Annotated in this window: 27 protein-coding genes and 1 tRNA gene; 14 read left to right on the plus strand and 14 right to left on the minus strand. The window is 57.8% G+C overall.

The window, feature by feature from the left end; translation table 11 throughout:
• Positions 1 to 12: 12 nt before the first annotated feature.
• The 4 genes from QSK43_RS02130 to QSK43_RS02145 form a co-directional block, all read right to left on the minus strand.
• A complete protein-coding gene (locus QSK43_RS02130; protein ID WP_332302121.1) occupies positions 13 to 1110 on the minus strand; it encodes a glycoside hydrolase family 25 protein in 1098 nt (365 codons plus the stop codon).
• A gap of 177 nt (positions 1111 to 1287) precedes the next feature.
• Entirely contained in the window at positions 1288 to 1476 is a 189-nt protein-coding gene (locus QSK43_RS02135) for a YegP family protein (RefSeq protein WP_332302122.1), read from the minus strand.
• A 94-nt stretch (positions 1477 to 1570) separates the two neighbouring features.
• On the minus strand, positions 1571 to 2269 hold the full coding sequence (locus tag QSK43_RS02140; RefSeq protein WP_332302123.1) for a type 1 glutamine amidotransferase: 699 nt from the start codon (positions 2267 to 2269) through the stop codon (positions 1571 to 1573).
• A 135-nt stretch (positions 2270 to 2404) separates the two neighbouring features.
• Positions 2405 to 2854 (minus strand): DoxX family protein, encoded by a 450-nt coding sequence (locus tag QSK43_RS02145; protein WP_332302124.1) that lies wholly within the window; start codon positions 2852 to 2854, stop codon positions 2405 to 2407.
• A gap of 145 nt (positions 2855 to 2999) precedes the next feature.
• Between QSK43_RS02145 and QSK43_RS02150 the strand changes: the two genes are divergently transcribed.
• Together QSK43_RS02150 and QSK43_RS02155 are read left to right on the plus strand one after the other, a co-directional pair.
• Positions 3000 to 3305 (plus strand): SelT/SelW/SelH family protein, encoded by a 306-nt coding sequence (locus QSK43_RS02150; protein WP_332302125.1) that lies wholly within the window; start codon positions 3000 to 3002, stop codon positions 3303 to 3305.
• A gap of 119 nt (positions 3306 to 3424) precedes the next feature.
• A tRNA-Leu gene (locus tag QSK43_RS02155) sits at positions 3425 to 3511 on the plus strand.
• Positions 3512 to 3754: 243 nt separating this feature from the next.
• Here QSK43_RS02155 and QSK43_RS02160 read toward each other — a convergent pair.
• Positions 3755 to 4138: a pilus assembly protein N-terminal domain-containing protein gene (locus QSK43_RS02160; RefSeq protein ID WP_332302238.1), complete on the minus strand. Its 384-nt coding sequence runs from the start codon at positions 4136 to 4138 to the stop codon at positions 3755 to 3757.
• A 443-nt stretch (positions 4139 to 4581) separates the two neighbouring features.
• Between QSK43_RS02160 and QSK43_RS02165 the strand changes: the two genes are divergently transcribed.
• The 9 genes from QSK43_RS02165 to QSK43_RS02205 all read left to right on the plus strand — a co-directional run bounded on the left by QSK43_RS02165 (position 4582) and on the right by QSK43_RS02205 (position 13496).
• Positions 4582 to 4770 carry a Flp family type IVb pilin gene (locus QSK43_RS02165; RefSeq protein WP_332302126.1) on the plus strand — a complete coding sequence of 63 codons (189 nt, stop codon included), beginning with the start codon at positions 4582 to 4584 and terminating at the stop codon, positions 4768 to 4770.
• A 114-nt stretch (positions 4771 to 4884) separates the two neighbouring features.
• The gene (locus tag QSK43_RS02170) at positions 4885 to 5397 is read left to right on the plus strand and encodes an A24 family peptidase (protein WP_332302127.1); all 513 of its coding nucleotides are present in this window, start codon (positions 4885 to 4887) and stop codon (positions 5395 to 5397) included.
• A 126-nt stretch (positions 5398 to 5523) separates the two neighbouring features.
• Complete coding sequence (gene cpaB, locus QSK43_RS02175) at positions 5524 to 6330, plus strand: Flp pilus assembly protein CpaB (RefSeq protein ID WP_332302128.1); 807 nt, start codon at positions 5524 to 5526, stop codon at positions 6328 to 6330.
• Positions 6327 to 7913, plus strand: coding sequence for a type II and III secretion system protein family protein (locus tag QSK43_RS02180; RefSeq protein WP_332302129.1), 1587 nt, complete (start codon positions 6327 to 6329; stop codon positions 7911 to 7913). The genes cpaB and QSK43_RS02180 overlap by 4 nt, the downstream gene beginning before the upstream one ends.
• Positions 7914 to 7969: 56 nt before the next feature.
• Entirely contained in the window at positions 7970 to 8659 is a 690-nt protein-coding gene (locus QSK43_RS02185; protein ID WP_332302130.1) for a CpaD family pilus assembly protein, read from the plus strand.
• A 34-nt stretch (positions 8660 to 8693) separates the two neighbouring features.
• Positions 8694 to 9974 (plus strand): AAA family ATPase, encoded by a 1281-nt coding sequence (locus QSK43_RS02190; RefSeq protein WP_332302131.1) that lies wholly within the window; start codon positions 8694 to 8696, stop codon positions 9972 to 9974.
• A 32-nt stretch (positions 9975 to 10006) separates the two neighbouring features.
• Entirely contained in the window at positions 10007 to 11479 is a 1473-nt protein-coding gene (locus QSK43_RS02195; protein ID WP_332302132.1) for a CpaF family protein, read from the plus strand.
• A gap of 15 nt (positions 11480 to 11494) precedes the next feature.
• Positions 11495 to 12499 carry a type II secretion system F family protein gene (locus QSK43_RS02200; RefSeq protein ID WP_332302133.1) on the plus strand — a complete coding sequence of 335 codons (1005 nt, stop codon included), beginning with the start codon at positions 11495 to 11497 and terminating at the stop codon, positions 12497 to 12499.
• Positions 12500 to 12509: 10 nt separating this feature from the next.
• A complete protein-coding gene (locus QSK43_RS02205) occupies positions 12510 to 13496 on the plus strand; it encodes a type II secretion system F family protein (protein WP_332302134.1) in 987 nt (328 codons plus the stop codon).
• A 102-nt stretch (positions 13497 to 13598) separates the two neighbouring features.
• Here the strand turns inward: QSK43_RS02205 and QSK43_RS02210 are convergent, their stop codons facing one another.
• Positions 13599 to 14423 (minus strand): tetratricopeptide repeat protein, encoded by an 825-nt coding sequence (locus QSK43_RS02210; protein ID WP_442967768.1) that lies wholly within the window; start codon positions 14421 to 14423, stop codon positions 13599 to 13601.
• A 142-nt stretch (positions 14424 to 14565) separates the two neighbouring features.
• Here QSK43_RS02210 and QSK43_RS02215 point away from each other — a divergent pair, with 142 nt between their 5' ends.
• The gene (locus QSK43_RS02215) at positions 14566 to 15960 is read left to right on the plus strand and encodes a leucyl aminopeptidase family protein (protein ID WP_332302135.1); all 1395 of its coding nucleotides are present in this window, start codon (positions 14566 to 14568) and stop codon (positions 15958 to 15960) included.
• A 72-nt stretch (positions 15961 to 16032) separates the two neighbouring features.
• Here the strand turns inward: QSK43_RS02215 and pncB are convergent, their stop codons facing one another.
• The 7 genes from pncB to QSK43_RS02250 form a co-directional block, all read right to left on the minus strand.
• Positions 16033 to 17337 (minus strand): nicotinate phosphoribosyltransferase, encoded by a 1305-nt coding sequence (gene pncB / locus QSK43_RS02220; RefSeq protein WP_045018136.1) that lies wholly within the window; start codon positions 17335 to 17337, stop codon positions 16033 to 16035.
• Between the two features lie 154 nt (positions 17338 to 17491).
• Complete coding sequence (locus QSK43_RS02225; protein ID WP_332302136.1) at positions 17492 to 17851, minus strand: hypothetical protein; 360 nt, start codon at positions 17849 to 17851, stop codon at positions 17492 to 17494.
• A gap of 95 nt (positions 17852 to 17946) precedes the next feature.
• Positions 17947 to 18798 (minus strand): C40 family peptidase, encoded by an 852-nt coding sequence (locus QSK43_RS02230; RefSeq protein ID WP_332302137.1) that lies wholly within the window; start codon positions 18796 to 18798, stop codon positions 17947 to 17949.
• 17 nt (positions 18799 to 18815) lie between these two features.
• Positions 18816 to 19160, minus strand: coding sequence for a MarR family winged helix-turn-helix transcriptional regulator (locus tag QSK43_RS02235; protein ID WP_045018129.1), 345 nt, complete (start codon positions 19158 to 19160; stop codon positions 18816 to 18818).
• A 369-nt stretch (positions 19161 to 19529) separates the two neighbouring features.
• Positions 19530 to 20636, minus strand: coding sequence for a DUF475 domain-containing protein (locus QSK43_RS02240; RefSeq protein WP_332302138.1), 1107 nt, complete (start codon positions 20634 to 20636; stop codon positions 19530 to 19532).
• Positions 20637 to 20928: 292 nt separating this feature from the next.
• Positions 20929 to 21855, minus strand: a complete 927-nt coding sequence (locus QSK43_RS02245) for a DMT family transporter (RefSeq protein WP_332302139.1) — start codon at positions 21853 to 21855, stop codon at positions 20929 to 20931.
• A 117-nt stretch (positions 21856 to 21972) separates the two neighbouring features.
• Positions 21973 to 22854: a LysR family transcriptional regulator gene (locus QSK43_RS02250; protein WP_332302140.1), complete on the minus strand. Its 882-nt coding sequence runs from the start codon at positions 22852 to 22854 to the stop codon at positions 21973 to 21975.
• Between the two features lie 106 nt (positions 22855 to 22960).
• On the opposite strand from QSK43_RS02250, the gene QSK43_RS02255 reads away from it, so the two are divergent.
• Positions 22961 to 24457: a CoA-acylating methylmalonate-semialdehyde dehydrogenase gene (locus tag QSK43_RS02255; RefSeq protein WP_332302141.1), complete on the plus strand. Its 1497-nt coding sequence runs from the start codon at positions 22961 to 22963 to the stop codon at positions 24455 to 24457.
• 71 nt (positions 24458 to 24528) lie between these two features.
• Here QSK43_RS02255 and QSK43_RS02260 read toward each other — a convergent pair whose 3' ends face one another.
• On the minus strand, positions 24529 to 25578 hold the full coding sequence (locus tag QSK43_RS02260) for a Fe(3+) ABC transporter substrate-binding protein (protein ID WP_332302142.1): 1050 nt from the start codon (positions 25576 to 25578) through the stop codon (positions 24529 to 24531).
• A 173-nt stretch (positions 25579 to 25751) separates the two neighbouring features.
• On the opposite strand from QSK43_RS02260, the gene rirA reads away from it, so the two are divergent.
• The gene (gene rirA, locus QSK43_RS02265) at positions 25752 to 26222 is read left to right on the plus strand and encodes an iron-responsive transcriptional regulator RirA (RefSeq protein ID WP_332302143.1); all 471 of its coding nucleotides are present in this window, start codon (positions 25752 to 25754) and stop codon (positions 26220 to 26222) included.
• Positions 26223 to 26302: the final 80 nt, after the last annotated feature.

Below are 26302 nucleotides of genomic sequence, written 5' to 3' on the forward strand. Positions count from 1 at the left end.
CGCCCGCCATCATCAGCTGGAGCGGCGGCCCACCCAGCGATGCCAAGCTTCCTCGTTGCCGTTAAAGACATTGAGATCGATGCGGCCATCGACGCCATGCGACAGGCCTGAGCCGGAATATTGCCAGAACAGCCACTTGCGACCGGGATAGACCACGGACGGATGCTGGGCGACGGCGCGCAGCCAGAAGGGATAATCCTGGAACTCGCCGGTAAGATTGTCCTTATAAAAATCGGGCGCCGTATAAATGATCGGGCGCTGTCCGTAATGGCGCTCGAGCTTGTCCATGAACACGCGCATCTTTTCCAGGATGCGCTCGCGGGAATGGCGCATCTTGCAGCTCGATTCGCCGTTATATTCCACGTCGATCACCGGCGGCAGCGCATCCGGATCACGCGGCACGTTGCGAATGAACCAGTCCGCCTGCTCGCCGGCCGAGCGGCACCAGTAAAAGAAGTGGTAGGCCCCACGGCGCAGACCCGCTTCCTTTGCACGCCGCCAGTTGGTGCGGAACATTGGATCCAGATGATCACCGCCATCCGTCGCCTTGATGAATGCGAAGTTGGCGCCGCGTGTGCGCAGCTGCGGCCAGTTTATATTTGCTTGCCAGCGCGACACATCCACTCCGTGGACCTGAAAATGACGCGGCTGGACCCTGCCGAAATTGATCGGCTTGGCATCGCTGAAGCTGGAACGGAAAATGCGCGAGCGGATCTGTGCGCCGGCGCTCGCCGCCGGGGCGACGGCCATCGCCAATTGCACCGGACGTTCCATCGGGCGCTCCACAGGCGGCACCATTCCGGCCTGTGACGGGATCGGCAAACGGATTTCCGGGGCATTCTGCGGCACGGATGCCCGTGGGGTGACGGCGGAAAAGGCCTTGGGTTCTTCGGGTACCGGCCCACCCCACGCCAGAACTTGCTGTCGCGGCTGGGCGGGGATGGGTTGGCTGCCCACGCTTGCCTGCGGCACCGGCGCGGATGGCGTAACCGAACTCGTCGTTTCCTTCGAAGGCAGCCCAGCCATCAGGCTTTCCGGCCCGGAACTGGACGTGCAGCCACCAAGCAGAAGGCAACCGAAGAGAAATGCTGGCACAGCCGATGAACGCATGAAAACCCGTACGCAAAACAATCGGGGGCACTCTGACGCCGCCCGGGGACCTCGAAATACAATTGCTAACGGAAGATTATCAAAAAAGACTGAATCTTATCTTTACGCCCGCACCCGCCAATGCGCCCGTCAATTTTGACAGGCGAAATGCTTCGAGGTTTTGCAAAACGGGGAGGTTCAGGCGGTCATCGTGGTCAGATCGACGGTATCGGCGCCGGGGGAATTTCTCTTGATCGATTCGATGGCGTGGATGGCCGATGCCTTCGTCTCGTAGCCTTCGGACGAAAACATCGCTTCTCCGTTGGATGCCTTGAACCGGAAGCGATATTCACCTGCCCTGTCCTGATAGATCTCAAATTTATACATGATCCTTGCGCCTCCTGAGGTGAACCGGTCCCAATTCTGAGCGGCCCCAGCGATATTCGCAACCGATAATTGCCGGATCAGACAAATTGTCAGATCAGACAAGCCGAACCCATGCGCGGGCAATTTCCAGACCGGCCGCATCGGCCATATCCGCACGCCGGCCGCGGTGCTCACGGTAATTGTCTATCCAGCCGGGCGCCATTTTTTCGACGGAAGCCGGGAATGTCTCGCACCAGCCATCGACCACGGCCGCGGATGCCTCAAAATGAAATTGCGTGCCATAGGCCGCCCGGCCGATACGAAACGCCTGATTTCGCGTTGCGCCATTGGTCGCAAGCCGCGCCGCCTCGGGCGGAAGCGTGAATGTGTCGCAATGCCACTGAAAGATGGGAAACACTTTCTCCAGCCCTGACAATAGAGGATCGGACACGCCCTCCTCCGTCAGGGATACGTCTTCCCAGCCGAATTCGGGCGGGCCGGCCAGAATATTCTCGCCGCCATAGGCGCGCGCCAGCAACTGGCTGCCGAGGCAGACGCCCATCACGGCCTTGCCCGCATCGCCAAAGGCTTTCATCAAAAGCGCAAGGTCCGGAAGATAGGGACAAAGCATATCGTCAAGGGCGTTCTGCTCACCGCCGAGAACGACAAGCGCATCATGACCAGCCGCACTGGTGGGAAGAGGCTCTCCCGCATAGGCGCGGATGACATCCACTTGCGCCTGGGCCTCCTCCAGAGCGACGCCCAGCTGTCCATGCGGGGTGCCCGCCATGTTTTCGATAATTGCAACGCGCATGGGGCCTCTTGCCGACGACGGAATTCGATCGACTGACATCGCCGATCGAATTCAGCTTCACCACGAGAAAAACGGATTTTCAAGAGGCGCAACATCATCAGCAAGACAATAAGCGACAGGTTGACCTGGTGTGCCTTAGAATTCCCGCGACAGCTTCGCGTCGAGCGAATGCCGGTTGCCACCGCGAACGGCGAAGAACAGGAAAATGGCAGCCCAGAGAACTGATTTTTCCGCGCCGCCCAGACCTTCCGCCTTTACGATGCCGTGGAAATAGACCGTTACCAAAAGGACGATCATCGCGGCAAATGACGCCGGCCGCGTGAACAGGCCGATGGCCACGAGAATTCCTCCGAAAAACTCGGTGGCGGCCAGAAGGGGCGACCAGAATACACCGGGATAAAAGCCGAGGCTCTCCACCATGCCGGCAGCCCCGAAAGGGTTGAGGATTTTGCCGAAACCATGGGTGACGAGAAGAAGCCCGGCCACGACGCGCAGAACGGTCTCCACCAGATCATGCGTCGCATTATAAAGCGGTGCGACCGCCGGAACGAAAAGACGCTGACGATTATTGTCGAACTGGGCCATAGGATCTCCACGTTTCAGCCATCGATGGCTTATCTGTTCGCAAAGCTCCATGATAAGAACAAGCATGCACCGGGTAAAAACATGAGTGTTGTAGTTGACATTATCGTGAGCATTATTGTCGCTGGGCGTTGAAGGAGACATGACTATGACCGAGACCAAGCCCCGCATCACCATCCGCTACTGCACACAATGCAACTGGCTGCTTCGTGCAGGATGGATGGCGCAGGAGATTTTGCAAACCTTCGCCTCGGACATCGGCGAAGTTACCCTTGTTCCCTCAACGGGCGGTCTGTTCGAGATCACCGTCAACGGCGAAACCATATGGGAGCGCAAACGCGACGGCGGTTTTCCCGGTCCTAAAGAACTCAAACAGAGAATCCGCGATGTCATCGACCCGGAACGCGACCTCGGTCACGTGGACAGGACGAAGCATGAAGGGCTCGACAATTGACGCAGCGAAATGTTTCAACAGTGTCAAACAAGTTTTTTCCCTTTAAAATCAATGATCGTCATAAAACTTCAAAAAGTCTGTTGACACCGGGCGGCTGCCCTCGTACATCGCTCTCCGTCGCCCAGATGGCGGAATTGGTAGACGCGCCAGCTTCAGGTGCTGGTACTCGCAAGGGTGTGGAGGTTCGAGTCCTCTTCTGGGCACCATTCCTTTTTTGATCCTAGCCAGATCAAATACTTAGACGAAAAAACAGCAACATTCAGTCCTCCTGCAGAACGCAGGGGAACATGTTGCGGTTTTTCGTTCTGCTGATAATCAGCCCAAATCTTTCCATGCAAAACAGCAGCGCATGGCGACTACGAGGCCTTTGTCACCTTGGACAAAAGCCCGCTGCTCTCGCATGCGGAATTGCAATCTATTACTCAGATTTGATTAGGCCCAAGCCCCGGTTACGGCTGGGCGTCTTTATCGCCGCTGTTTTGCGAATGCTGTTCGCAGTTCGGCGTACAGGAAAGCACGGTTCGTTCCGTCTGGCGGAAAACGCGGACCGTGTTGCCCTCGTCAATAGAGACGAGAATGCGTTCGTCCACGATCGGATTGCCCTCAGCATCGAGAAGAACAAGATTTGTCGTGCCGAAACTGCGGCCGGTCAGCACGATCGTGGTGGCATCGGCAACCGTGGCGTCGGCGACTTTCGAATTGCCGACAATAACCTTGCTCACGGGGCGGTCGAGGCGAAGGACACGGGCGTGGTTCATAGAAACGCGCAATATGTCTTCCTGAGCAAAAACGGGTTGCGACGCCGCCCCTAGAATGACGGACAAGCCGACCACGATTTTCGCCAGTTTTCCGGATGACACGCGTTTGGCCCTTGCTCACTATCTGCACTTTACTACGCGATAGAATGCGCGGTTTTAGTGAATGAAGCGTTAAATGACGGAAATCCATAGTGCTGGCGGTAACCATTCGTGATGTCACGGCATTTTTCGGTTCTCACTGCCCCGCATCAAAATTGAACAACTGCGTCTCGTTAAGAGAACACTTGGCCAGAAACAGGAAAGGGTCAACCCCGGAATATATTTGTTTATCAGCAACTATAAAAATAAAGGCAATACTTTTTGTTTTTATTTACCAACAGAAACTCATCCTGCCATTTACTTTGGATTAATCCTCTTCTTTAAGCGCTTGGAAATCGCTCACCTGTAATTTGAATGCAACCGAACAACGGAAAACAGTTGTCGGCGTGCTGAACCAACACAAGAATTAGGAGAGACCCATGACCAAGATTTTCACTCGCTTCCTGAAGGACGAGTCCGGCGCAACGGCAATTGAATACGGCCTGATCGCAGCGCTTATTTCTGTTGCCATCATCGGTGGTGCAACTACCGTTGGCAGCCAAATCGGAACGCTTTTCACAAACATCGGTACGAAGATGACGACGGCTGCCACCAAGTCGGGCGAGTGATCGCTACGAACCTGTTTGAATGGCCGCCCCGAAACGGGCGGTCATTTTAGTATTTTTGGCATCCACCGCGTATGGTTGCCATTCATATAACGAATCCCTTGTGGAATTGATCTAATGGTCGTAGCAGCAATTTTTCTGATTTTGCCTCTATGTCTCGCCTTTGCTGGGCTGAATGACCTGTTCAGCATGACCATACCCAATAGAATACCACTCGTACTTCTACTATCCTTCATTGTGGCTGCGCCCTTTACGGGAATGGATTGGCAGACTTTCGCTTTGAGCATTGCCGCCGCTGCCGCCGTTTTTTTTGCCTGTTTTGCCCTCTTCGCAGCCAATGTCATGGGTGGAGGAGACGCTAAACTCCTCACTGCTGCCGCAATCTGGTATGGTTTCAATATATCGCTGGTGGAGTTTTTACTCGGGGTAGCATTCCTCGGCGGCGTGTTGACGATCGGTATCCTGCTTTTGCGCTCGCGCTCGCAGGAAATCATGGCGGCCGGCATCCCCATTCCGGATTCCCTGCTGGTGGCGAAAAAAATCCCTTACGGCATCGGCATCGCCATTGCCGGGTTCTTGACCTATGGCGATACACCGCTTGTAAAAGCCGCCATCGCAAGTCTTTCTTAAAAAAAGATGCGCCCCTCACAGGTTAAAGGCCTGTTAACCAGAAATCCAAGCATAATATTAACCATAATTATACCAATCACGCGCCATCCTGAGGGAAGAACAATCTGATTCCCTCAAGGATCGAGCATGAAACCGTCGCGTATCGTCATCCTCTCCGTTGCCCTGGTCGCCGCCGGTCTTGCCGGTATCGTCGCCATGCAGATTTCCGGCACGAAGCAGGTCATCGAAAAAGCGGAAACGATCATCGAGAAGGAGCCGACGGTCAACGTTCTCGTTTCCTCGGTCAACCTGCCCGTCGGCAGCCGCCTGAACGATAGTTCCGTGCGCTGGACGCCCTGGCCGAGGGGCAATGTCATCGACAGTTTCATAACGGAAACAAAAAGCCCTAACGCCATCACCGAACTTTCCGGCGCCGTCGTACGGTTGCCCCTGTTTGAGGGCGAACCGGTGCGGCCGGAAAAAGTGGTCGATTCCAGCACCCGCATCATGTCCTCGCTTTTGCCAGCCGGCAAACGCGCCGTCGCCACCGAGATTTCCGTCTCGACGGGTGCCGGCGGTTTCGTACTGCCAAATGACCGGGTTGACGTCATCATGGTCCGCAAGGGCGATACGGGCAACTTTCTGACCGAGAATGTTCTTAATAATGTCCGCGTTCTGGCGATCGATCAGCAGATCAAGGAAGGCGAGGACGGCACCTCCGCAGTCGTAGGTGCCACCGCAACGCTGGAACTGACACCCGAGCAGGCCAAGATCATAACCGTGGCGCAACAGATGGCGGATCGCCTCACGCTCGCTTTGCGCTCTGTTGCCGATGCGCAGGAAAATGACACGCTTTCGGCCGGTTATCTTCTCAACGGCGGCTCCGGGCAGCCGGAGATTCAGGTGATCAAATCCGGTTCGATCGTCAAGGGCGGACAGGGAGCATCGCAATGACCGGGGTTTCAATGGCAAAGCGCACCAAAAAACACCTGCGTTCCTCGATCGCGGGCGGCCTTGCATTTTGCCTGGCTTTTTCAGGCATTCCGGGTCAGCACTCGCCCGCATTTTTGCGTATCAGCGAAGCCGAGGCGCAGACCGCCAGCATCGTGCGGATCACCGAAAGCGGCACAGGCATCCGCAAGCGCCTGAAGCTCGGCCTCAACAAGGCGTTGGTCATCGACCTGCCGGACGATGCCCATGACATTCTTGTCGCCGATCCAAGCCTTGCCGATGCCGTGACTCGCACGTCCAGACGGATTTATCTGTTCGGAAAAACGGTGGGGCAGACCAATATTTTCATTTTCGGCGAAGGCGGTCGGGAAATCGTCAGTCTTGACCTCGAAGTCGAGCGCGATATCGCCGGCCTTGAGGCCAATATTCGCCGGTTTATTCCCGAATCCGACATCAAGATCGAAATCGTTTCCGACAATATCGTTCTCACGGGATCGGTGCGCACACCGCAGGATTCCGCACGCGCCGTACAGCTCGCCGACGCTTTTCTAAAGGGCGGCGAAGCCACCACCCGTAACATATCGCTGACGGGTGGCGACAATGGCGGCGATGCGGCGATTTTTGCGGAACGACGTCAGACATCGCAGATCGTTAATATGCTGACGATCGAAGGCGAAGATCAGGTGACGCTGAAAGTCACCGTTGCTGAAGTCAGCCGGCAGGTGCTGAAACAGCTCGGCTTCAATGGTAGCGCTTACGATGGAAGCAATGGCATAACATTCCAAAACCCCTCCAACTTGGGCCATGCTGCCGGACTCACGAACAGCTTGGGAGGTACACTGCCTCTAGCATCGGGGTCCATCGGCGGTATGGTGTTAAGCAGCTACATCAATGCAATGGAGCAAGCTGGCGTGATGCGTACTCTCGCTGAGCCCAGCTTGACAGCCATATCCGGCGAGCAAGCCAAATTCTACGTCGGCGGGGAATTTCGCTTGGCGAGCAATCAGGGCGTGGAAGCTGACGACAAAGGTGTTCCGATAGTAACGCGCTCGACGGAGACGGTCGATTACGGGATTACGTTAAATTTTCGTCCGGTTGTGCTTTCTCCTGGTCGTATCAGCCTCAAAATCGAAACGAATGTTTCCGAGCCAACTTACGAAGGCAGTAGCGTAAGCGGTAACAACACACGGGGAATTCCGGGCAGTACCTATATGTCGATCCGCAAGCGCGAGGCATCGACCAGCGTCGAACTTCCGTCGGGTGGATCGATCGTGATCGCGGGTCTGGTTCAGGACAATGTCCGCCAGGGCATGTCGGGTCTGCCCGGCATTTCCAAGATACCGATCTTCGGTACGCTTTTCCGCAGCAAGGATTTCATCCGCAACGAGACGGAGCTTGTCATCATTGCAACGCCCTATCTGGTGCGGCCCGTTGCGCGCAACCAGATCGCCCGGCCGGATGACAACTTCAACCCGGAAAACGATGCCGCCATGTATTTCATGAACCGTGTCAACAAGGTCTACGGCCGTAAAGATCAGGTTCAGGCGGCTCCCTATCAGGGATCAGTGGGGTTCATCTACAAATGACGACACGCGCACGAAATCCCTTTCTCAGAGCAAGCCCGGTCCGGGCAGGAAACGTCATGCAGGAAACCTCTTCCTCCTTTTACCTCAGCCTTTCCGGCAGACGGGCCGGTCTCGTCGCCATCGTCGCGCTTGCCGCCAGTCTGTTGCAGGGCTGCGCGCGCGACCCGATGACGACCAACGCCATTCCCGACGATTATCGCACACGCCATCCGATCACCCTGTCGGAAGCCGAGCATTCGCTGGATATTCCGGTTTCAGCGGGTGATGGCCGGCTGACCACAGCGATGGCGGATAACGTCCGAGGTTTCGCACAGAATTATGCCTCGATGTCGACGGGGATCATCAATATTCAGACGCCATCGGGTTCGGCCAATTCGGCGACGGCATCCAGAATGGCGAAACAAATCCGCTCCACGCTTTCCGGCGCCGGTGTGCCCTCGGGCAAGATCATGGAAACGCGTTACGCCGCATCCCCGAACGGCGACGCCGCCCCCATTCGCCTGAGCTACGTGGCCGTGACCGCCATGACCGGTCAGTGCGGCCAGTGGCCCGAAGATCTTTCGGACAACACCTCTGCCAACAAGAACTGGTACAATTTCGGATGCGCATCCCAAAGCAATCTCGCGGCACAGATTGCCAATCCGATGGATCTGGTTGGCCCGCGCGGCATGAGCCCGATCGATGCGGAGCGCCGTGCGGTCGTCATCGATACCTATCGCGGCAAGACTCCGGCGGCAACAGACTGATGCGGTTCCAACAACTGTCACGGCAGGGAAGACGATGAGCGCTGTAGAATACGATATCAAGTCAGGCGGCGACGCAGAAGCCGAGCCTGCGCGTGCCGCGGATATAGATCGCCTGCGGCCCCTGCCCCGCATCTCCGTCCATGCGTTCTGCGTCAGTGAAAACATGCAGCGCGTGATGGATGCCTTGTCCAGCGACAGGCGCATGAGCAAGGTCACCCTGCGGGTAACCAAGGGTGATATCAACGCGGCGGCGACCATGTTTTCCGCCTCACCCACGCCCAATCTCATCGTTCTCGAAACGGTAAGTTCACCGGCTTCGCTGCTGGATGATCTCGCCCCTCTGGCGGAAGTTTGCGACCCCACCACTCGTGTCATCATCGTCGGCCGGCACAACGACATAACGCTTTATCGCGATCTCATCCGCAACGGCATATCCGAATATCTCGTCGCCCCAATCAACATGGCCGATCTATTGGCCTCGATCACGACGATCTTCGTTGATCCGGAGGCAGAGCCGCTTGGCCGCAACATCGCCTTCATCGGTGCAAAAGGCGGGGTGGGTTCGTCGACGATCGCGCATAATTGCGCCTTCGGCATCTCCACCCTGTTTTCCACCGAAACCATTCTGGCGGATATGGATCTTGCCTATGGCACGGCCAACATCGATTTCGATCAGGATCCCGCACAGGGCATGGCGGAAGCGGTCTTCTCGCCGGAACGGCTGGACGAGGTATTCCTCGACCGTCTGCTGACGAAATGTTCCGACCACCTGTCGCTGCTGGCGGCGCCGTCACTCCTCGACAGGACCTACGATCTCGATCGCCAGGCTTTCCTGCCGATCCTGGAGGTTTTGCAGCGTAGCGCGCCCGTCGCGGTCCTCGACCTTCCCCACCAATGGTGCGACTGGACGCGGGCGGTGCTTGCGGAAGCGGACGAGGTGGTCATTACGGCAGTGCCGGATCTCGCAAATCTGCGCAACACGAAGAACCTGTTCGACGCACTGATAAAACTGAGACCCAACGACAAGTTGCCGCACCTTATTCTCAATCAGGTCGGCATGCCGAAACGCCCGGAGATCGCCCCGGCGGATTTTCTCGACCCGCTGGAAATCGAACCGATCGCGATCATTCCATTCGACACCGTGCTCTTCGGAAATGCTGCCAACAGCGGGCGCATGATCAGCGAGATGGACGAAAAATCCCAGATCGCGGAAACCTTCTCGCAAATCGCCCATACCATCACAGGCCGTACCGTTCTGCGCAAAAGCAGGCGCGGCGGCCTGGACAAGCTCAAGAATATTCTCAAGCGCAAATAGGCTCCCTTTTGCGCCTTTAGACGGAAACGCCAATGTTCGGAAAACGGGGGCCAGAAGGCCCGGTCAGAACCATAAAGCCGGAGTTTGTCGTGCCTGCCATGCCGCAGGCGACGACGACGTCCGAGCCCCGGTCTCTGACGATCGACACTTTGGAGCCCGGCCAATCGCCGGCGACGCGCAACGCGCAGGCATCGGCGCAATCGCCGCAGAAAAAACGTGCCCGCACGGAAGATTATTACAATACCAAGAGCCAGGTGTTTTCCGCGCTCATCGATACGATCGACCTTTCACAGCTCGCCAAGCTGGACGCGGAGAGCGCGCGCGAGGAAATTCGTGATATCGTCAATGACATCATCACGATCAAGAATTTCGCCATGTCCATCGCCGAGCAGGAAGAGCTGCTCGAAGACATCTGCAACGACGTTCTTGGTTACGGGCCGCTGGAGCCGCTTCTGGCGCGCGACGACATTGCCGATATCATGGTCAACGGTTCCGGCCAGACCTTCATCGAAGTCGGCGGCAAGACCATCGAATCCGACATCCGCTTCCGCGACAATAATCAATTGCTTTCCATCTGCCAGCGCATCGTCAGTCAGGTCGGCCGGCGCGTGGACGAATCTAGCCCGATATGCGACGCCCGCTTACCCGATGGATCGCGTGTCAACGTCATCGCACCGCCACTCGCCATCGACGGTCCGGCGCTGACGATCCGAAAATTCAAACGGGACAAGCTCACGCTCGACCAGCTCGTGCGTTTCGGCGCGATCACGCCCGAAGGCGCAACCCTGCTCAAGATCATCGGCCGCGTCCGCTGCAATGTCGTCATCTCGGGCGGCACCGGCTCAGGCAAGACCACTCTTCTCAATTGCCTGACAAGCTTCATCGACAAGGATGAACGCGTCATCACCTGCGAGGACACCGCCGAACTGCAACTTCAGCAGCCGCATGTGGTGAGGCTGGAAACGCGCCCGCCGAATATCGAAGGAGAAGGTGAGATCACCATGCGTGATCTGATCAAGAACTGCCTTCGCATGCGGCCCGAACGCATCATCGTCGGCGAAGTCCGCGGACCGGAGGTTTTCGACCTTCTTCAGGCGATGAACACCGGTCACGACGGCTCGATGGGTACGCTCCACGCCAATACGCCGCGGGAATGCCTCAGCCGCATCGAATCGATGATCGCCATGGGCGGCTTTACACTGCCGGCAAAGACGGTGCGCGAAATCATTTCGGGCTCGATCGATATCGTCATTCAGGCTGCGCGCCTGCGCGACGGCTCGCGCCGGATAACGCAGATCACCGAAGTGATGGGCATGGAAGGCGACGTCATCGTGACCCAGGATCTGATGCGATACGAAATCGACGGTGAAGACGCGCATGGCAAGCTGATCGGCAAACACGTTTCCACGGGCATCAGCAAGCCCCATTTCTGGGATCGCGCACGCTATTACGGCGAGGAAAAACGCTTGGCGACCGCGCTCGATGAAATGGAAAAGACATCCTAAGGGAAGGCGACCGCCATGGACCCCACAATCCTGTTACTGGCCGCACTTGTCGCAATTTCGGCAGGGGCGCTGGCTTACGCCTTCCTTTTCCAGCAGATAGAGGTCGAAAAAAAGACCACCAGCCGCTTCAAGCGGGTCAAGGCCGCCGAAACGGATCACGCAAACATCAAAGCTGCGCGGGACCGGGTCCAGGAACTCGGCAAACGCCGCAAGTCCATGCAGGACAACCTGCGCGATATGGAAAAGAAACAAAGCGAAAAAGCGAAGAAAGCAAAGAATGTCGGTTTGCGTGACAAGCTGGTTCAGGCGGGGCTGCAACTTTCCGTTCGGCAATTCCACCTGCTGAGTGCAGGCGCGGCCGCCTTCTCCATCCTCATCGCGCTTCTTTATGGCCTGTCGCTGCTTATGGCTCTGCTCATAGGAGCCGTCGTGGCGTTGGGGCTGCCGCGATGGGTATTGGCATATCTACTCAAACGCCGGCAGAAAAAATTCCTCGAGGAATTTCCGAATGCACTGGATGTCATGTGCCGGTCGATCAAATCCGGATTGCCGCTGAACGACGCCGTGCGACTGATCGCATCCGACGGCCAGGAACCGGTGAAATCGGAGTTTCAGCGTGTCGTCGATGCACAACAGGTCGGGATCGGCATTCCTCAGGGCATCGAGCGCATGATGCTGACCATGCCGCTTTTCGAAGTGAGCTTCTTCAGCACCGTCATCAATATTCAGGCGCAGGCGGGCGGCAACCTTTCGGAAGCACTGTCAAACCTGTCGAAAGTCCTGCGTGACCGCAGGAAAATGCGTGCGAAAGTCAACGCGTTGTCGATGGAGGCGAAGGCCTCTGCGGTTATCATTGGCGCATTGCCTTTCATCGTCATGATGCTGGTCCACTTCACCTCGCCCGACTATCTGTCGGTGCTCTTTACCGACATACGCGGGCACATCATTCTGGGCGCGTCGGGGTTATGGATGCTGATCGGGATCTTCATCATGCGTCAAATGATCAATTTCGACATATGAGGGCACGACCATGACAGGAAGCCTCTTTTCCAGCCTGACGGACCCGCAGACGATCATCGCCATTCTCGTCACGCTTGCGGTTTTTGCGACCCTCTATACGCTCATCATGCCGTTCTTCGAGCGAAAAGACTTCGCCAAGCGCATGAAAGCCGTGTCATCGGAGCGCGATCTCATTCGCAGCCGCGAGCGCGAACGTCTGGCCACCGCCACCAGAGACGGCAAGGCTTCCCTGCGAGGCAACAACAACAAATCCGCACGCCGCATCGTCGAGAAATTCAACCTCCAGGAAGCGCTTGCCGACAAGAACACGATGAACAAGCTACGCGCGGCTGGCTTTCGTTCACAAAACGCGCTCAACACGTTTCTTGCCGCCCGGTTTCTGTTGCCGTTCGTTTTTCTTGTCGTGGCCTTTACCTGGGTCTTCGTTCTTGGAAACCTCGCGGACAAGGCTTTCGTCGTCCGGCTGATGGCGGTGCTGATTTTCGGTTATCTGGGTTTCTATGCGCCCAATATCTATGTTTCGAACCGCATGAACAAGCGGCAGGCGTCAATCAAGCGGGCGTGGCCGGATGCGCTGGACCTGATGCTGATCTGCATCGAATCAGGCGTGTCCATGGAGGCTGCCATGCGTCGCGTGGCGGAAGAGATGGGCGAGCAGTCACCCGAACTGGCGGAGGAAATGATGCTGACGACAGCGGAACTGTCCTTCCTCCAGGACCGGCGCATCGCGCTTGAGAATTTTGGCATGCGTACCCAGCTGGATGGCGTCAAAAGCGTGGTACAGGCGCTTATCCAGGCGGAACGATATGGCACGCCGCTGGCTCAGGCGCTGCGTGTTCTCGCGCAGGAAGGTCGCGACGAGCGGATGAACGAGGCTGAAAAGAAGGCCGCCGCCCTGCCGCCGAAACTGACAGTGCCGATGATCATATTTTTCCTGCCGGTGCTCATCGCGGTCATTCTTGGGCCGGCCGGGATTCGCGTTGCCGATACGTTCTGACACAGGAAACGCGCCGGCATTTCAGGCGGCAGCGCAACGCGAAGCGGAACTGTGAATAATTTATCCGCGTGCCGGCATTGATGGGGGACATCTAAAAACTCATCAGCCTGCCGGCTTTTTGTCTTTCTTCGCCAGTTGCTGCCAGGAATTCTGCTGCGAAAGCATCGCACGCAGATAACCGAGATTTGCCTGCGCCTGCTGTGGCGAGAGTTCCTGAACCGCGATGCGTTCGGCTTCGGCAAAGCGTCCCTGGAGACCCACCACGAGCGCGAGGTTCTGGCGGACGCGGCTGTCGGCGCCAGGCTGGGCGATGGCCGATTGCAGATATGTTTCGGCGGTACGGGGATCGCTCGACAGGACGTAGGACATTCCGAGGTTCGAAAGCACGCTCGGATCGTTCGGCTTGAGATCAAGTGCCTGCCGGTATTTGGTGCGCGCCTCGTTCGACCGTCCAAGCTGATCGAGCACGGCGCCTTCGGCGGAATAAAGCCGCCAGTCGGGACGGTCGGGTGTCTGCGCTCTCTGGATGGTCGAAAGGGCCTGTTCGAGCTGACCTGACGCTGCCTGCGCCTTGCCATAGGCGGCAAGCACTTCACGGTCGGCCGGATTGGCGATGGCGATCTGCTGCATCACCGCGAGCGCCTGCGTGTTCTTGCCGGTCATCATCAGCACGTTGGCATAGTTCATGCCGACGGACCTGTCCTTGGGGCTACGTTCGTAGGCTTTGCCCGCCGTCTCTTCCGCCTGCCGCAGCTGATCCATATTCATGTGGTCATAGGAGCGCGTGGCAGCGGGAATGGAGCCGGTCGACATGCGATCCGGCTTGTTGGTGCTCGCGCAGCCGGAAACGGTTAGAACCAGCGCCGCGAGACATGCTCCCCGCAGCAATCCCGCCCGACCCGTCTCTCTCAAAGAAAATGCAGTCATGGCAGCGCCCCCGCCCAAGAATTATCGATCTTGCGCCCGACATACGACAGACTCACATGACGCAACTTTCGATTAAGCAATAATCTGTTAACCCTAATAGAATGTTAATCGCACCGATTCTCGACAGTTACGAAAGCAGACCATGGCGCCCTATCAGTTCATCGAACGCCCGACCCCTTTCAGCTCCAAGGCCGGCAGCACGCTGCCGGTTTTCGCCGTCACGCCAGCCCATATCGAACAGGGCGCCATCGATCCTGTTGCTCTGGACTGGGCGAAAAAGGCGGGCTTCAAGGCAGAGGCAGGCGCCGTATTGCTCGTTCCCTCCTCCGACGGTTCGCTGGGCGGGGTTCTTCTCGGCCTCGGCGGCAATCCGTCCGAAATCCCGTTCATCACCGGGAAACTGGCCCGCGAACTGCCCGAAGGCGAGTGGCATATCGAAACCGCACCATTGACGGCCAACCGGCTGGCGCTCGGTTTCGGCCTCGGCAGCTACCGCTTCGACAAATACAAGACCACCAAAACCAGCGGGGCGAAGCTTCTCATTCCGCAGGATGCCGAAGACGGCGAGATCAAGCGCGTCCTGGCCGGAGTCTTCCTTGCACGCGACCTCATCAATGTCCCGGCCAACGACATGGGACCGGACGAGCTTGAGATCGCTTTCCGCAGCCTTGCCGCCCACTATAAGGCAAAAGTTGGCGTCATTACCGGCGACGACCTGCTGAAGGAAAATTTCCCGCTCATCCATGCCGTCGGCCGCGCCAGCGAAAGCGCGCCGCGCCTTCTGGAAATGAACTGGGGCAAGAAGGGCAATCCGCGCCTGACTCTTATCGGCAAGGGCGTCTGCTTCGATACCGGCGGTCTCGATATCAAGCCCGCCGCCTCCATGGCCCTGATGAAGAAGGATATGGGTGGTGCGGCCAATGTTCTCGGTCTGGCGCTGATGATCATGGATGCGAAGCTGCCGGTCGATCTTCGCGTCCTCGTGCCCGCCGTCGAAAACTCGATCTCGTCCAACGCCTTCCGCCCCGGCGATATCTACAGGAGCCGCAAGGGGCTGACGGTACAGATCGACAATACGGATGCTGAAGGCCGTCTCGTTCTGGCCGATGCGCTGGCCTATGCCGACGAGGATGCTCCGGACCTGATGATCGACATGGCGACGCTGACGGGTGCTGCCCGTGTCGCTCTCGGCCCGGACCTGCCGCCGTTCTACACCGATGACAGCGATCTGGCCCATGACATCGCCGAAGCCAGCATCGATACCGACGATCCGTTGTGGCGCATGCCGCTTTACATGGGATACGACAAGGATATTCGCTCACGCGCCGCCGATATCACCAATGCACCTTCCGGCGGCATGGCCGGATCGATCACCGCCGCCCTGTTCCTCAAGCGTTTCGTCACCAACACGAAAAAATGGGCGCATTTCGATATTTACGGCTGGTCCTTGAGCGAGAGGCACCATTCCTCCATCGGCGGAGAAGCCCAGGGCATCCGCGCGCTCTTCCATTACATCGCGCATCACTTCGTAAAGTGAAAAAGCGAGAAATGGTTTCTTAGCGGAACTGCCACGGAGCGTTTCCCCTCACGGGAAACGCTTCCATTTCTCTCAAACCAGAACCTTCTGCTCCTTGAGGTCTTCCTCGCCGAAGAACTTCAGATAGCGCTCCACTTCGGCCGGCTCACCCGTCGCTTTTTGCGGATTGTCGGAGAGTTTCACCGCCGGCCGACCATTGGCATCGCTGACCTTGCAGACGATGGAGATCGGTTTGAGGCTGGCGATGGTCTTCGGCGCGCATCCGGCAAAATCATTCGTCAGATTGGTGCCCCAGCCGAAGCTCATGCGCACCCGGCCTTCGAAATGCCGGTAGGTGTCGACGATGGCATCGACATCGAGACCATCGGAGAAGATCAGCATCTTCTTACGGGGGTCACGGCCCATCTTCTGCCACCAGTCGATGATCTTTTCCCCGCCTTCGATCGGCGGCGCGCTGTCGGGACGGAAGCCCGTCCAGTCCGCCACCCATTCCGGCGCGTTGCGCAGAAAAGCCGCCGTGCCGAAGGCATCGGGCAGCACGATCAGCAGGTTGCCGCCGTAAAGCCGGTTCCAGTCCTTCAGAACCTGATAGGGCGCTGCGGCCAGTTCCTCGTTCGTCTGGGCGAGCGCCGCAACCACCATCGGCAATTCATGTGCATTGGTACCGACGGCTTCGAGATCGGAATCCATCGCGAGAAGGACGTTGCTCGTGCCGGTAAAGGCAGGCCCGATGCCTTCCTTCAGAGCCTCGACGCACCAGCGCTGCCACAGGAAGCTGTGGCGGCGGCGGGTGCCGAAATCGGAAATGCGCAGACCCGGCAGTTCCCGCAGCCGCTCAACCTTTTCCCACATCTTGGCCTTGGCGCGGGCATAGAGAACATCCAGCGTGAAATAACCGAGCGAGCGCATGGCGCTGCGCGAACGCAGCTCGTTTATGATTGCAAGCGCCGGGATCTCCCAGAGCGTGGTGTCCATCCAGCGGCCATGGAAATTCAGCTCATACTGCCCGTCGCGCTTGAAAAGCTCATATTCCGGCAATTGATAGCTCGAAAGCCAGGAGAGGAACTCCGGCTCGAATATCTGTGAGCGGCCATAAAAGGTGTTACCCGCAAGCCAGATGTTTTCCTTCTTGGAGAGGCGCAGGGTGCGCGCGTGATCGAGTTGCTCGCGCAGTTCCATCTCGTCGATCTCTTCCGCCAACCGCACCGTCTTGGTGCGATTGATCAGAGAAAATGTCGCGTCGACTTCCGGATAGAGCTTCCAGATCATCTGCAACATCAAAAGCTTGTAGAAATCCGTATCGATCAGGCTGCGGACGATCGGATCGAGCTTCCAGGTGTGATTGTGGACACGGGTTGCTATATCGGTCTTCGTCATGCTCGCATTCCCTAACATCGGCCGCAACATCGGCAGGGCCGACGTCACCCCGCGCCTCGACAGGTATCAACCTGTCATGTCAAAGATTTATCTGAAAAAGCGACAACAAGTCCAGAGTGCGGGCGGCGCAAACGCCGCTTTAAGTCATATTACTTCAGAAGGTCGGATCGACGGGATTGATGCCGGGATACCAATCCCTGGAGACCGGATTTCTGCCGCCAAAGCTGGAAACGCCGTTTTCATCGGTGCAGCGGTAACCCTGAACGGGAAGTCCGCGGCTGCCGAAAACATCCCGGTGGGGACCTCGTGAATAGCCGGTCGTACCAAGTTCACTGTGGCAGTTGTAGCGGACCTTGGGTTGCAGCGTTCGCGGGTCCTTGACGCCGGGCAGGTTCGCATAGGCGTCGGGCGCCGGGGCAAAACCGTTCTGGAAAACAGTCTGCGCCTCCGCAGAAGCGCTTAATAGAACCGCTGCCAGGACAGCTGCCAATCGTGTCGCAGTCTTTGTCTTCATCGATGCCGGTCCCGTACCATCATTTACCCGATGTAGGCTGTCGGCGGCGGTCGTACAAAGGGCGGGGCAGGCACAATTTCGTGAAAGCCGCCCTGTCAGCCTTCGAGACGCCGGAAAGACGTCGGCTTTTCATAAAGCCAGCCGATACGCTCGATGGCCGCATCGAGATTTTCGCGCGCGACATTCATCGTGTGGCCATTGGCGTGCAGCAGCGTTTCTTCGTTTTCCATGAGGCCGACATGGCCCTTCCAGAACACCAGATCGCCACGCTTCAATTCGTCACGCTCTATTTCCACACCGAGCGATTTCACCTGCATGTCGGTATCGCGCAGAACCCGCCGGCCCGTCATCGCCATGGACAATTGCACGAGGCCGGAACAATCGATGCCGAAGCCGGAGCGCCCGCCCCAGAGATAGGGCGTTTCAATAAAGCGCAACGCCACCGCAACATAGTCCTCTTCAAGAGCATCCTCGACCGCACGGCAATGGGAGGCAATGATGCCTTCGCCTTTTTCGGTCAGCAGATAACGGGTGCCGCGCGTCTCCGCCTCACCGACAATCCGGATCAGGCTACCCATGGAAAGGGTAGTGACCGGCGGTTTGCGCAGTTCGGCGGAAGGATAGAGGAAGGTGCGCGGCACAGTCACCCGATGGGTGGCGGCAACCACATCGCCGATCGCCGTCTCCGGCACATAGCCGGCATAGCCATCCGCATCCGCCTGCACCCATGCCCAGCCATCCGCCCTATCGAAGACACGCACGGTTTCACCAAACAGAAGCTCCGTATCGATGCCGGTGGCAAGATCGGGCGTGGGGCGAAGGCCAATAACGGGTGTTGCGATTTGCGCGGGCGTGCCGCTGACGAAACGCTCGGCCTGAACCACGCCCTGCAGTTTCTCATCGGCCAGATCGGAGCGGAAGACATTCAGGCGGCGGTCGAGCATCATGGTTTCACATCCAGAGGTTAGATCTTGCGCGCCTGATCAATAATCAGATCGCCGAATTTTTCCAGATAGAGCGCACCTGCGACCGTGCGTTTTATCACGACATTACGCTTGTCCCGCTCGTCCCGCATCCTGTCAACCAGCCCGAGCGCGCCGAGACTGTCGAGTGCGCGGGTGATGACCGGTTTGGTCACGCCCAGCATTGCGGCGAGGCCCCTGACGGTATGCGGTGGCGGCACGAGATAAATCTGCAGCAGGATCGCGGTCTGACGCAAGGTCAAATCCGGCGCATCGGCAATTACCTGTACCGTGGACACGCGATGCCAAAGCCCCAAGGCCTCCGTAGGCGAAAGTTCTGCAGGCAAACCGGTAAACCTTCCAGTTGTTATCCTACCGTTTTCATTCAACAGAATGGAAAACTCAAGAACCATACCGCACAAACGAAAACCGCCGCGCTATCGCAGACCATAAAAGATCGCGCGGCGCGGCGGTGTTTCTCGACCCGTTTTCCGGGCTTTCAACGTCCCCTCTGGACTTGCAACATAACATGCAGGAAGTGTGCCAGTTTTATTGCGGCGCACAAATATGAGCAAAAACAGATGTTTGGGGCATGATTCCGGCTTTGTGGCCAAATTTTCCGCAAGACGGAAACAGCAACAAAAACAGGCAATCAGCAATTCAGTGCTTAAAAACTGCCTTCCGCCACAACAGCGGAAGGCGAGGATCGTTGCAGATCAGATTTCCGCGCCGCGTGTGGCATCGACCGCATCGGCATTTTGCTGGCGGTTATAACGGATCGACGACCAGAGCGAGATGCCGATCAGCGCCGCACCGCCAAGGCCGGTGATGACCTCCGGTATGTGGAACATCGTCTGCACGTACATGATGACAGACAGGATGAGGATCGCGTAGAAAGCGCCGTGCTCCAGATAGCGATATTCGGCAAGCGTCCCCTTTTCGACCAGCATGATCGTCATCGAGCGCACATACATGGCGCCGATGCCGAGGCCGATGGCGATGATGAACAGGTTCTGGGTGAGTGCAAAAGCGCCGATCACACCATCGAAGGAGAAGCTGGCATCCAGCACTTCGAGATAGAGAAACGCGCCGAAGCCGCCCTTTGCAGCACCTTCCAGCACTTCCTGGCTACGATCGAGAATGCCGCCGACGACTTCCACCAGCAGGAAGGTCAAAAGACCCCAGATTGCCGAATGGAAGAAGGTGTTGGCCGCGACCGGACCAAGTGCCGGATCGTCGCTCGCACCGATGATGCGGGAGAAGACGAGCATCACGACCAGCACGAAGGCAATCTCGATGCCCTTGACGGAGGAATAGATCGCAGCCTTTTCCTCGATCCAGCGCACCCAATGCACGTCCTTCTCATGGTCGAAGAAGAAGTTCAGGCCAACCATCATCAGGAAGGTGCCGCCGAAAGCAGCGATCGGCAGATGGGCGTCACGCATGATTTCGGCATAACGTTCAGGCTGCGTGGCGGCCATGACGAGCGCCGTCCAAGGACCGACATTGGCGGCAACGACCACGATCAGCAGCGGGAAAACGATACGCATGCCGAAAACGGCAATCAGGATGCCCCAGGTCAGGAAGCGATGTTGCCAGACCGGCGTCATCTCTTTCAGCTTGTTGGCATTGACGATGGCGTTGTCGAAGGAAAGCGAGATTTCCAGCACGGCAAGCACCGCGCAGATGAAGAAGATCGTGGCTGTGCCACTGACCGTTCCGGTCATTTCCCAGCCAAGATAACCGCCGAGGATCAGACCGATGATGGTGACGATAAAAGCCCACTTGAAGTAGGAAAGCGTGGTTTTCTGGGCGGTGCTCATGTCCGGTCACCTCCGGTCACGAAGACGATAGCGGAACGACGCAGGGCGTCGGGCCGCACGCAGAAAGCACGCGCGCGAAGCACATTCAGGTTTTTCATAGTTTTTAATCCGCCGGCCAATTTTTGCAGGCGGTACCGACATCGCGAGAGCGCCGTAAAACTCTCGCCAGAGGGGCCCGGCACCTTTGTTTCCTCTGTCCTTGCGAGACATATGATCGCAGGACCCCCTCTTACTCCCCGAAGATCACCTCTTCGTCAAGTCCCGTGATAGTGTCTGCGTCTGGTAAACCGGATCAGACCTGTTCCGCAGCCAGGTTTTCGGCAGTTCCCTGGCGTCGTTTGAGGGTATTTTCGCGGAAGAAAATATAAAGCCCGGAAAGAACGATCAGGCCCGCACCGATGACGATACTACTCTGCGGCACATCGCCGAAGAACAGCCAGCCGAAGATCACCGCCCAGAGCAGCAATGTATATTGCAGCGGCGCGACGGTGGCGGCATCTGCGAGCTTCAGGGCCCGGTTGACCAGCACATGCGCCGCCATGGCGACCACGCCGAGCAGGCCGAGGAACGCCAGATCGAAGCCGGACTGGACCGGCAACCAGCCGGATGGCGTCAGGAACACCGCAACAATGCCCGCAAGTGCGGCGCCGATGATCTGCCAGAAGGCGAGCACCGTATCGGGCGTGTTGCGCAGCTGGCGTCCGGACAACATCATGAAGGCGAATGCGGCGCTGCCGACAATGGAGAACAGTGCGGCGGAGGTGAGGCTTGCCGAACTTGGCTTCAGCGCGATGAGAACGCCGACAAAACCGATGGCGATGGCCGTCCAGCGACGCCAGCCGACCTTTTCGCCGAGCAGAAACGGCGAGAGCGCCGCCACATAGATCGGCGCAGCCAGCCAGTAGGTCATGACGTCGGCCAAGGGCAGGCTCGCAACCGCGAAATAAAAGCAGAAAAGCTCGGCTGTGGAGAAGAATACGCGCGCCACCTGAAGAGATGGCCGCTCGATTTTCACGAGGCCGGAGAGACCGGCTCTCCAGACGATGGGAACGAGGATGACAAGAGCCGCAGCGCTTCGGATGAGGATCACCTGACCCTGGCTATAGGTCGATACGAGCCATTTTCCCATGGCGTCGTTCAACGCGAAAAGCAGCATTCCAAGCAGCATGACGGCCACGCCAAGGCCGGTCGGCGAAAGCTTTCTTATCATATTCGACATGTCAGATTCCGATTTCTCCCAATGGCTGCATTGGTCGTTCAGCCAACCATGCCTTGTCAAGCCCGGAGCAGGAGGACTTGAGCATTAATAGTACTAATAAATCGACCAATGAGGATGTCATGTGAACATTCGCCTTTCTTCGGCAACCAGTTCCTGAAGAAAATCGACCACCGTGCGGACACGAACCAATTGGCGTGCGGATTCATGATAGGCCGTCCAATAGGACCGGCTTATGCCGAGATGCGGCATGATCCGCAGAAGTTCGGGATATTGCCCGGCGATGTAATTATGCAGGATACCGATGCCGGCACCGGAGCGCACCGCCTCGGTTTGGCCGGTGGCGCTGGATATTTCAAAGGCGGCATCCCAGTCGCGCATTATCTCGCCGGTGTAATTAAGCGAGGGGGAGAAGATCAGATCCTCCACGTAACCGATCCTGCGATGGCGCTTCAGCGCTTCGACATCCGTCGGCGTTCCGTATCCGGCCAGATACTCCGCCGAGGCATAAAGCCCGAGCGAATAATCGGTGAGCTTTGAAAACATCAGCCTGCCCTGTTCCGGCCGCTCGATGGTGATGGCGATATCGGCCTCGCGCTGTGACAGGGAAAAGGAGCGCGGTACCGGCACGAGCTGGATCTTCAGGTCGGGATAGCGCGCGGTCAGCCGGCCCAGCCGTGGCGCAAGAAAGGAAACGCCGAGACCATCCGGCGCGCCGATGCGCACCGTTCCGGCAACCGCCGTATCGACGCGACCAAGATTTGCCTGCGCATTCAGCATTTCGGTTTCCATGCGCTCGGCTCCCTCGAGAAGACGCTGGCCTTCCTCCGTCAGCTCGCAGCCATTGGTGCTTCGCAAAAACAGCTGTGTGCCGATGGCGGCTTCCAACGCGGAAACCCGCCGGCTGAGGGTGGCATGGTTGACGCCGAGCTTTCGAGCCGCCGACAAAAATTGCCCGCTTCGTGCCACGCTTAAGAACAAACGCACATCATCCCAGTTCATGGCAGCCTCGTTGTGTCTATTTGTGCACAATGGATGCTTATTTCAGGCGATTGATTTGTGCAAATCGAAAGGTAATGCTGTGCCATCACATTCTGGAGGAACACCCATGAAGGAAATCGGTCATTTCATTAACGGCAAGCATGTGCCCGGCACCAGCGGCCGCACATCCAATGTCTACAACCCGGCCACAGGCGAAGTGCAGGCGACCGTCGCACTTGCAAGCGATGCCGAGCTGCGCGCTGCCGTGGAAAGCGCGAAAGCAGCGCAGCCGAAGTGGGCCGCCACCAACCCGCAGCGCCGCGCCCGCGTGTTCTTCAAGTTCGTCGAACTTCTGAACCGCGACCTCAATGAGCTGGCGGTGCTACTCTCCACCGAGCACGGCAAGACCGTCGAGGATTCCAAGGGCGACATCGTGCGCGGCCTCGAAGTCTGCGAATTCGTCTGCGGCATTCCGCATCTGCAGAAGGGTGAATTCACCGAAGGCGCAGGTCCGGCCATCGACATGTATTCGATCCGCCAGCCGGTCGGCATCGGTGCGGGCATCACGCCGTTCAACTTCCCCGGCATGATCCCGATGTGGATGTTTGCGCCGGCAATCGCCTGCGGCAACGCCTTCATCCTGAAGCCCTCCGAGCGCGATCCGTCGCTGCCGATCCGCCTTGCTGAACTGATGATCGAAGCCGGTCTTCCCGCCGGTATCCTCAACGTCGTCAACGGCGACAAGGGCGCTGTCGACGCCATCCTGACCGACCCGGATATTGGCGCGGTCTCCTTCGTCGGCTCGACGCCGATTGCCCGCTACGTCTACGGCACAGCCGCCATGAACGGCAAGCGCGCGCAGTGCTTCGGCGGCGCGAAGAACCACATGATCATCATGCCGGATGCCGATCTCGATCAGGCGGTAAACGCATTGATGGGCGCAGGCTACGGTTCGGCCGGCGAGCGTTGCATGGCCGTTTCCGTTGCGGTTCCGGTTGGCGAAGAGACGGCCAACCGTCTCGTTGAAAAGCTTATTCCGCAGATCGAAGCGCTGAAGATCGGCCCCTACACCGACGACAAGGCCGATATGGGCCCGCTGGTCACCAAGGAGGCGCAGACGCGCGTCAAGGGACTGATCGACAGCGGTATCGAGCAGGGTGCAAAGCTTCTGGTTGACGGCCGCGACTTCAAGCTGCAGGGCTATGAAGACGGCTATTTCGTCGGCGGCTGCCTGTTTGACCACGTCACCCCTGATATGGACATCTACAAGACGGAAATCTTCGGACCGGTTCTCTCCGTCGTTCGTGCCAAGAATTACGAAGACGCGCTCGAACTGCCGATGAAGCATGAATATGGCAACGGCGTTGCGATCTACACCCGTGACGGCGATGCCGCCCGCGATTTCGCAAGTCGCATCAACATCGGCATGATCGGCATCAACGTTCCGATCCCGGTTCCGCTCGCCTACCATTCCTTCGGCGGCTGGAAGGCCTCGAGCTTCGGCGACCTCAACCAGCACGGCACGGATTCGATCAAGTTCTGGACGAAGACCAAGACGATCACCTCGCGCTGGCCGTCCGGCATCAAGTCAGGTGCCGAATTCGTCATGCCGACGATGAAATAAGCGGTGCGTCTTTGAACAACAAGCCGGCGGGCAACTGACCCGCCGGTACCCTGCCCCCGTAGAGAACGGTATCAGTTGGTCGGACCGTCGTTGAAGCCCACTTCATCCACCAGTTCGGATGCCTGCTTGCGATGGGCGGCGATATCCGTCAGCGGCAGCTTGTCGGGATTGATGGGCCCGAAACCCTTGACGACATCGGAAGGCTCCGCGCCGGACAGCACCGGATATTCAAAGACCTGCTTGGCGTAGATTTCCTGCGCCTCGCGCGATGCCAGGAATTCCATCAGCTTCAGCGCATTGTCCTTGTTGGGTGCGTATTTTGTCAGCGCCATGCCGGAAATATTCACATGCGTGCCGCGATCGCCCGCATTGGGGAAGATCACCCGCACCGACCCAGCCCATTCCTGTTCTTCCGGCTCGCGGTCATTGGTCAGCATCAGGCCGACATAATAGGTATTGCCGAGCGCGATGTCACATTCGCCTGAAAAGATCGATTTCGCCTGGCTGCGATCCGTTCCATCAGGCTTGCGGGCCAGATTGTTCTTGAGGCCGGTCAGCCATGTCCGGGTATAATCGACGCCATGATGGGCGATCATCGAGGCGATCAGCGCGATATTGTAGGAATGCTGGCCGTCGCGAATGCAGATCTTGCCCTTCCATTTCGGGTCGGCAAGCTCCTCATAGGTGATGTCCTTCTGGGTTACCCGTTCCTTCGAGGCATAGACCACCCGGCCGCGCGTCGTCAGGCCGAACCACTCGCCCTGCGGATCGCGCAGATTGGCCGGGATATCCTTTTCAATGACGGGATCGTTCAGCACCGGCTGCGTGACGCCGCCTTCTTTCGCCTCGACTAGGCGGGCGATATCGACCGTCAGCAACACGTCGGCCGGCGAATTGACGTCCTCGGCCTGAATGCGCTCCACCAACCCCTTGTCGAGGAAAAGAACGTTGGCCTCTATGCCCGTTTCTTTGGTGAAGGCGTCAAGCAGCGGCTGGATCAATTCCGGCTGCCGGTAGGAATAGACGTTCACCTCACCATCCGCAAAAGCGGCGGGCGCGGCCGAGAGGATCGTCAGGCCCGAAACAACGGCAGCGGAAAAACAGGATTTCAAGCTTGCCATTACGAATGTCTCCATTACATTCAAATTCTTGACTTGTTTGTTCATGAATCATCAGAGCGGTCAACAAGGCTGTTTGAGAAATATCTGATGGATACCAGTTTTTTCAGTTTCTGGAATTGTTCTAAACTGAAAAAGAGACTATATAACTCCACATTGAGAGTTAGGAGACCAGCATGCGTTTGACCAAACAGACCAACTATGCGGTTCGCATGTTGATGTATTGCGCCGCAAACCAAGGCAAGTTGAGCCGCATTCCGGAGATTGCCAGGGCTTACGGCGTCTCTGAGCTGTTCCTTTTCAAAATTCTGCAGCCGCTCAACAAGGCCGGCCTGGTGGAAACCGTGCGCGGCCGCAATGGCGGCGTGCGACTTGGCAAGCCTGCCGAGAAGATCAGCCTGTTCGACGTGGTGAAGGTCACCGAAGACAGCTTTGCCATGGCCGAATGTTTCGAGGACGGCGCTGTCGAATGTCCGCTAGTGGACAGCTGCGGCCTGAACACGGCGCTTCGCAAGGCGCTTAACGCCTTCTTCGATGTGCTGGCGGACTATTCGATCGACGATCTCGTCAAGGCGCGGCCCCAGATCAACTTCCTGCTCGGTATCGACACGGAAATGCCGAAGATCGCCGCCCTTCCGGCCGCCTGATCATCCCATTGCCCGACCGGCAAATGCGATAGCCCGTGTCCGCAGGTCACGGGCTTTTCTTTTATGGAATACGCCTGAAA

The organism is Rhizobium sp. GR12 (assembly GCF_036596185.1).
Taxonomy (GTDB): domain Bacteria; phylum Pseudomonadota; class Alphaproteobacteria; order Rhizobiales; family Rhizobiaceae; genus Agrobacterium; species Agrobacterium nepotum.

What these genes read in the sequence shown, in the direction of transcription:
- QSK43_RS02250 (WP_332302140.1), bottom strand. Translation starts at nt 22,854, where the DNA reads ATGAACTGGGATGATGTGCGTTTGTTCTTAAGCGTGGCACGAAGCGGG.
- QSK43_RS02165 (WP_332302126.1), top strand. Translation starts at nt 4,582, where the DNA reads ATGACCAAGATTTTCACTCGCTTCCTGAAGGACGAGTCCGGCGCAACG.
- QSK43_RS02210 (WP_442967768.1), bottom strand. Translation starts at nt 14,423, where the DNA reads ATGACTGCATTTTCTTTGAGAGAGACGGGTCGGGCGGGATTGCTGCGG.
- QSK43_RS02225 (WP_332302136.1), bottom strand. Translation starts at nt 17,851, where the DNA reads ATGAAGACAAAGACTGCGACACGATTGGCAGCTGTCCTGGCAGCGGTT.
- QSK43_RS02190 (WP_332302131.1), top strand. Translation starts at nt 8,694, where the DNA reads ATGAGCGCTGTAGAATACGATATCAAGTCAGGCGGCGACGCAGAAGCC.
- QSK43_RS02170 (WP_332302127.1), top strand. Translation starts at nt 4,885, where the DNA reads ATGGTCGTAGCAGCAATTTTTCTGATTTTGCCTCTATGTCTCGCCTTT.
- QSK43_RS02205 (WP_332302134.1), top strand. Translation starts at nt 12,510, where the DNA reads ATGACAGGAAGCCTCTTTTCCAGCCTGACGGACCCGCAGACGATCATC.
- QSK43_RS02180 (WP_332302129.1), top strand. Translation starts at nt 6,327, where the DNA reads ATGACCGGGGTTTCAATGGCAAAGCGCACCAAAAAACACCTGCGTTCC.
- QSK43_RS02200 (WP_332302133.1), top strand. Translation starts at nt 11,495, where the DNA reads ATGGACCCCACAATCCTGTTACTGGCCGCACTTGTCGCAATTTCGGCA.
- QSK43_RS02245 (WP_332302139.1), bottom strand. Translation starts at nt 21,855, where the DNA reads ATGTCGAATATGATAAGAAAGCTTTCGCCGACCGGCCTTGGCGTGGCC.
- QSK43_RS02150 (WP_332302125.1), top strand. Translation starts at nt 3,000, where the DNA reads ATGACCGAGACCAAGCCCCGCATCACCATCCGCTACTGCACACAATGC.
- QSK43_RS02260 (WP_332302142.1), bottom strand. Translation starts at nt 25,578, where the DNA reads ATGGCAAGCTTGAAATCCTGTTTTTCCGCTGCCGTTGTTTCGGGCCTG.
- QSK43_RS02130 (WP_332302121.1), bottom strand. Translation starts at nt 1,110, where the DNA reads ATGCGTTCATCGGCTGTGCCAGCATTTCTCTTCGGTTGCCTTCTGCTT.
- QSK43_RS02145 (WP_332302124.1), bottom strand. Translation starts at nt 2,854, where the DNA reads ATGGCCCAGTTCGACAATAATCGTCAGCGTCTTTTCGTTCCGGCGGTC.
- cpaB (WP_332302128.1), top strand. Translation starts at nt 5,524, where the DNA reads ATGAAACCGTCGCGTATCGTCATCCTCTCCGTTGCCCTGGTCGCCGCC.
- QSK43_RS02185 (WP_332302130.1), top strand. Translation starts at nt 7,970, where the DNA reads ATGCAGGAAACCTCTTCCTCCTTTTACCTCAGCCTTTCCGGCAGACGG.
- pncB (WP_045018136.1), bottom strand. Translation starts at nt 17,337, where the DNA reads ATGACGAAGACCGATATAGCAACCCGTGTCCACAATCACACCTGGAAG.
- QSK43_RS02255 (WP_332302141.1), top strand. Translation starts at nt 22,961, where the DNA reads ATGAAGGAAATCGGTCATTTCATTAACGGCAAGCATGTGCCCGGCACC.
- QSK43_RS02230 (WP_332302137.1), bottom strand. Translation starts at nt 18,798, where the DNA reads ATGATGCTCGACCGCCGCCTGAATGTCTTCCGCTCCGATCTGGCCGAT.
- QSK43_RS02140 (WP_332302123.1), bottom strand. Translation starts at nt 2,269, where the DNA reads ATGCGCGTTGCAATTATCGAAAACATGGCGGGCACCCCGCATGGACAG.
- rirA (WP_332302143.1), top strand. Translation starts at nt 25,752, where the DNA reads ATGCGTTTGACCAAACAGACCAACTATGCGGTTCGCATGTTGATGTAT.
- QSK43_RS02135 (WP_332302122.1), bottom strand. Translation starts at nt 1,476, where the DNA reads ATGTATAAATTTGAGATCTATCAGGACAGGGCAGGTGAATATCGCTTC.
- QSK43_RS02195 (WP_332302132.1), top strand. Translation starts at nt 10,007, where the DNA reads ATGTTCGGAAAACGGGGGCCAGAAGGCCCGGTCAGAACCATAAAGCCG.
- QSK43_RS02240 (WP_332302138.1), bottom strand. Translation starts at nt 20,636, where the DNA reads ATGAGCACCGCCCAGAAAACCACGCTTTCCTACTTCAAGTGGGCTTTT.
- QSK43_RS02215 (WP_332302135.1), top strand. Translation starts at nt 14,566, where the DNA reads ATGGCGCCCTATCAGTTCATCGAACGCCCGACCCCTTTCAGCTCCAAG.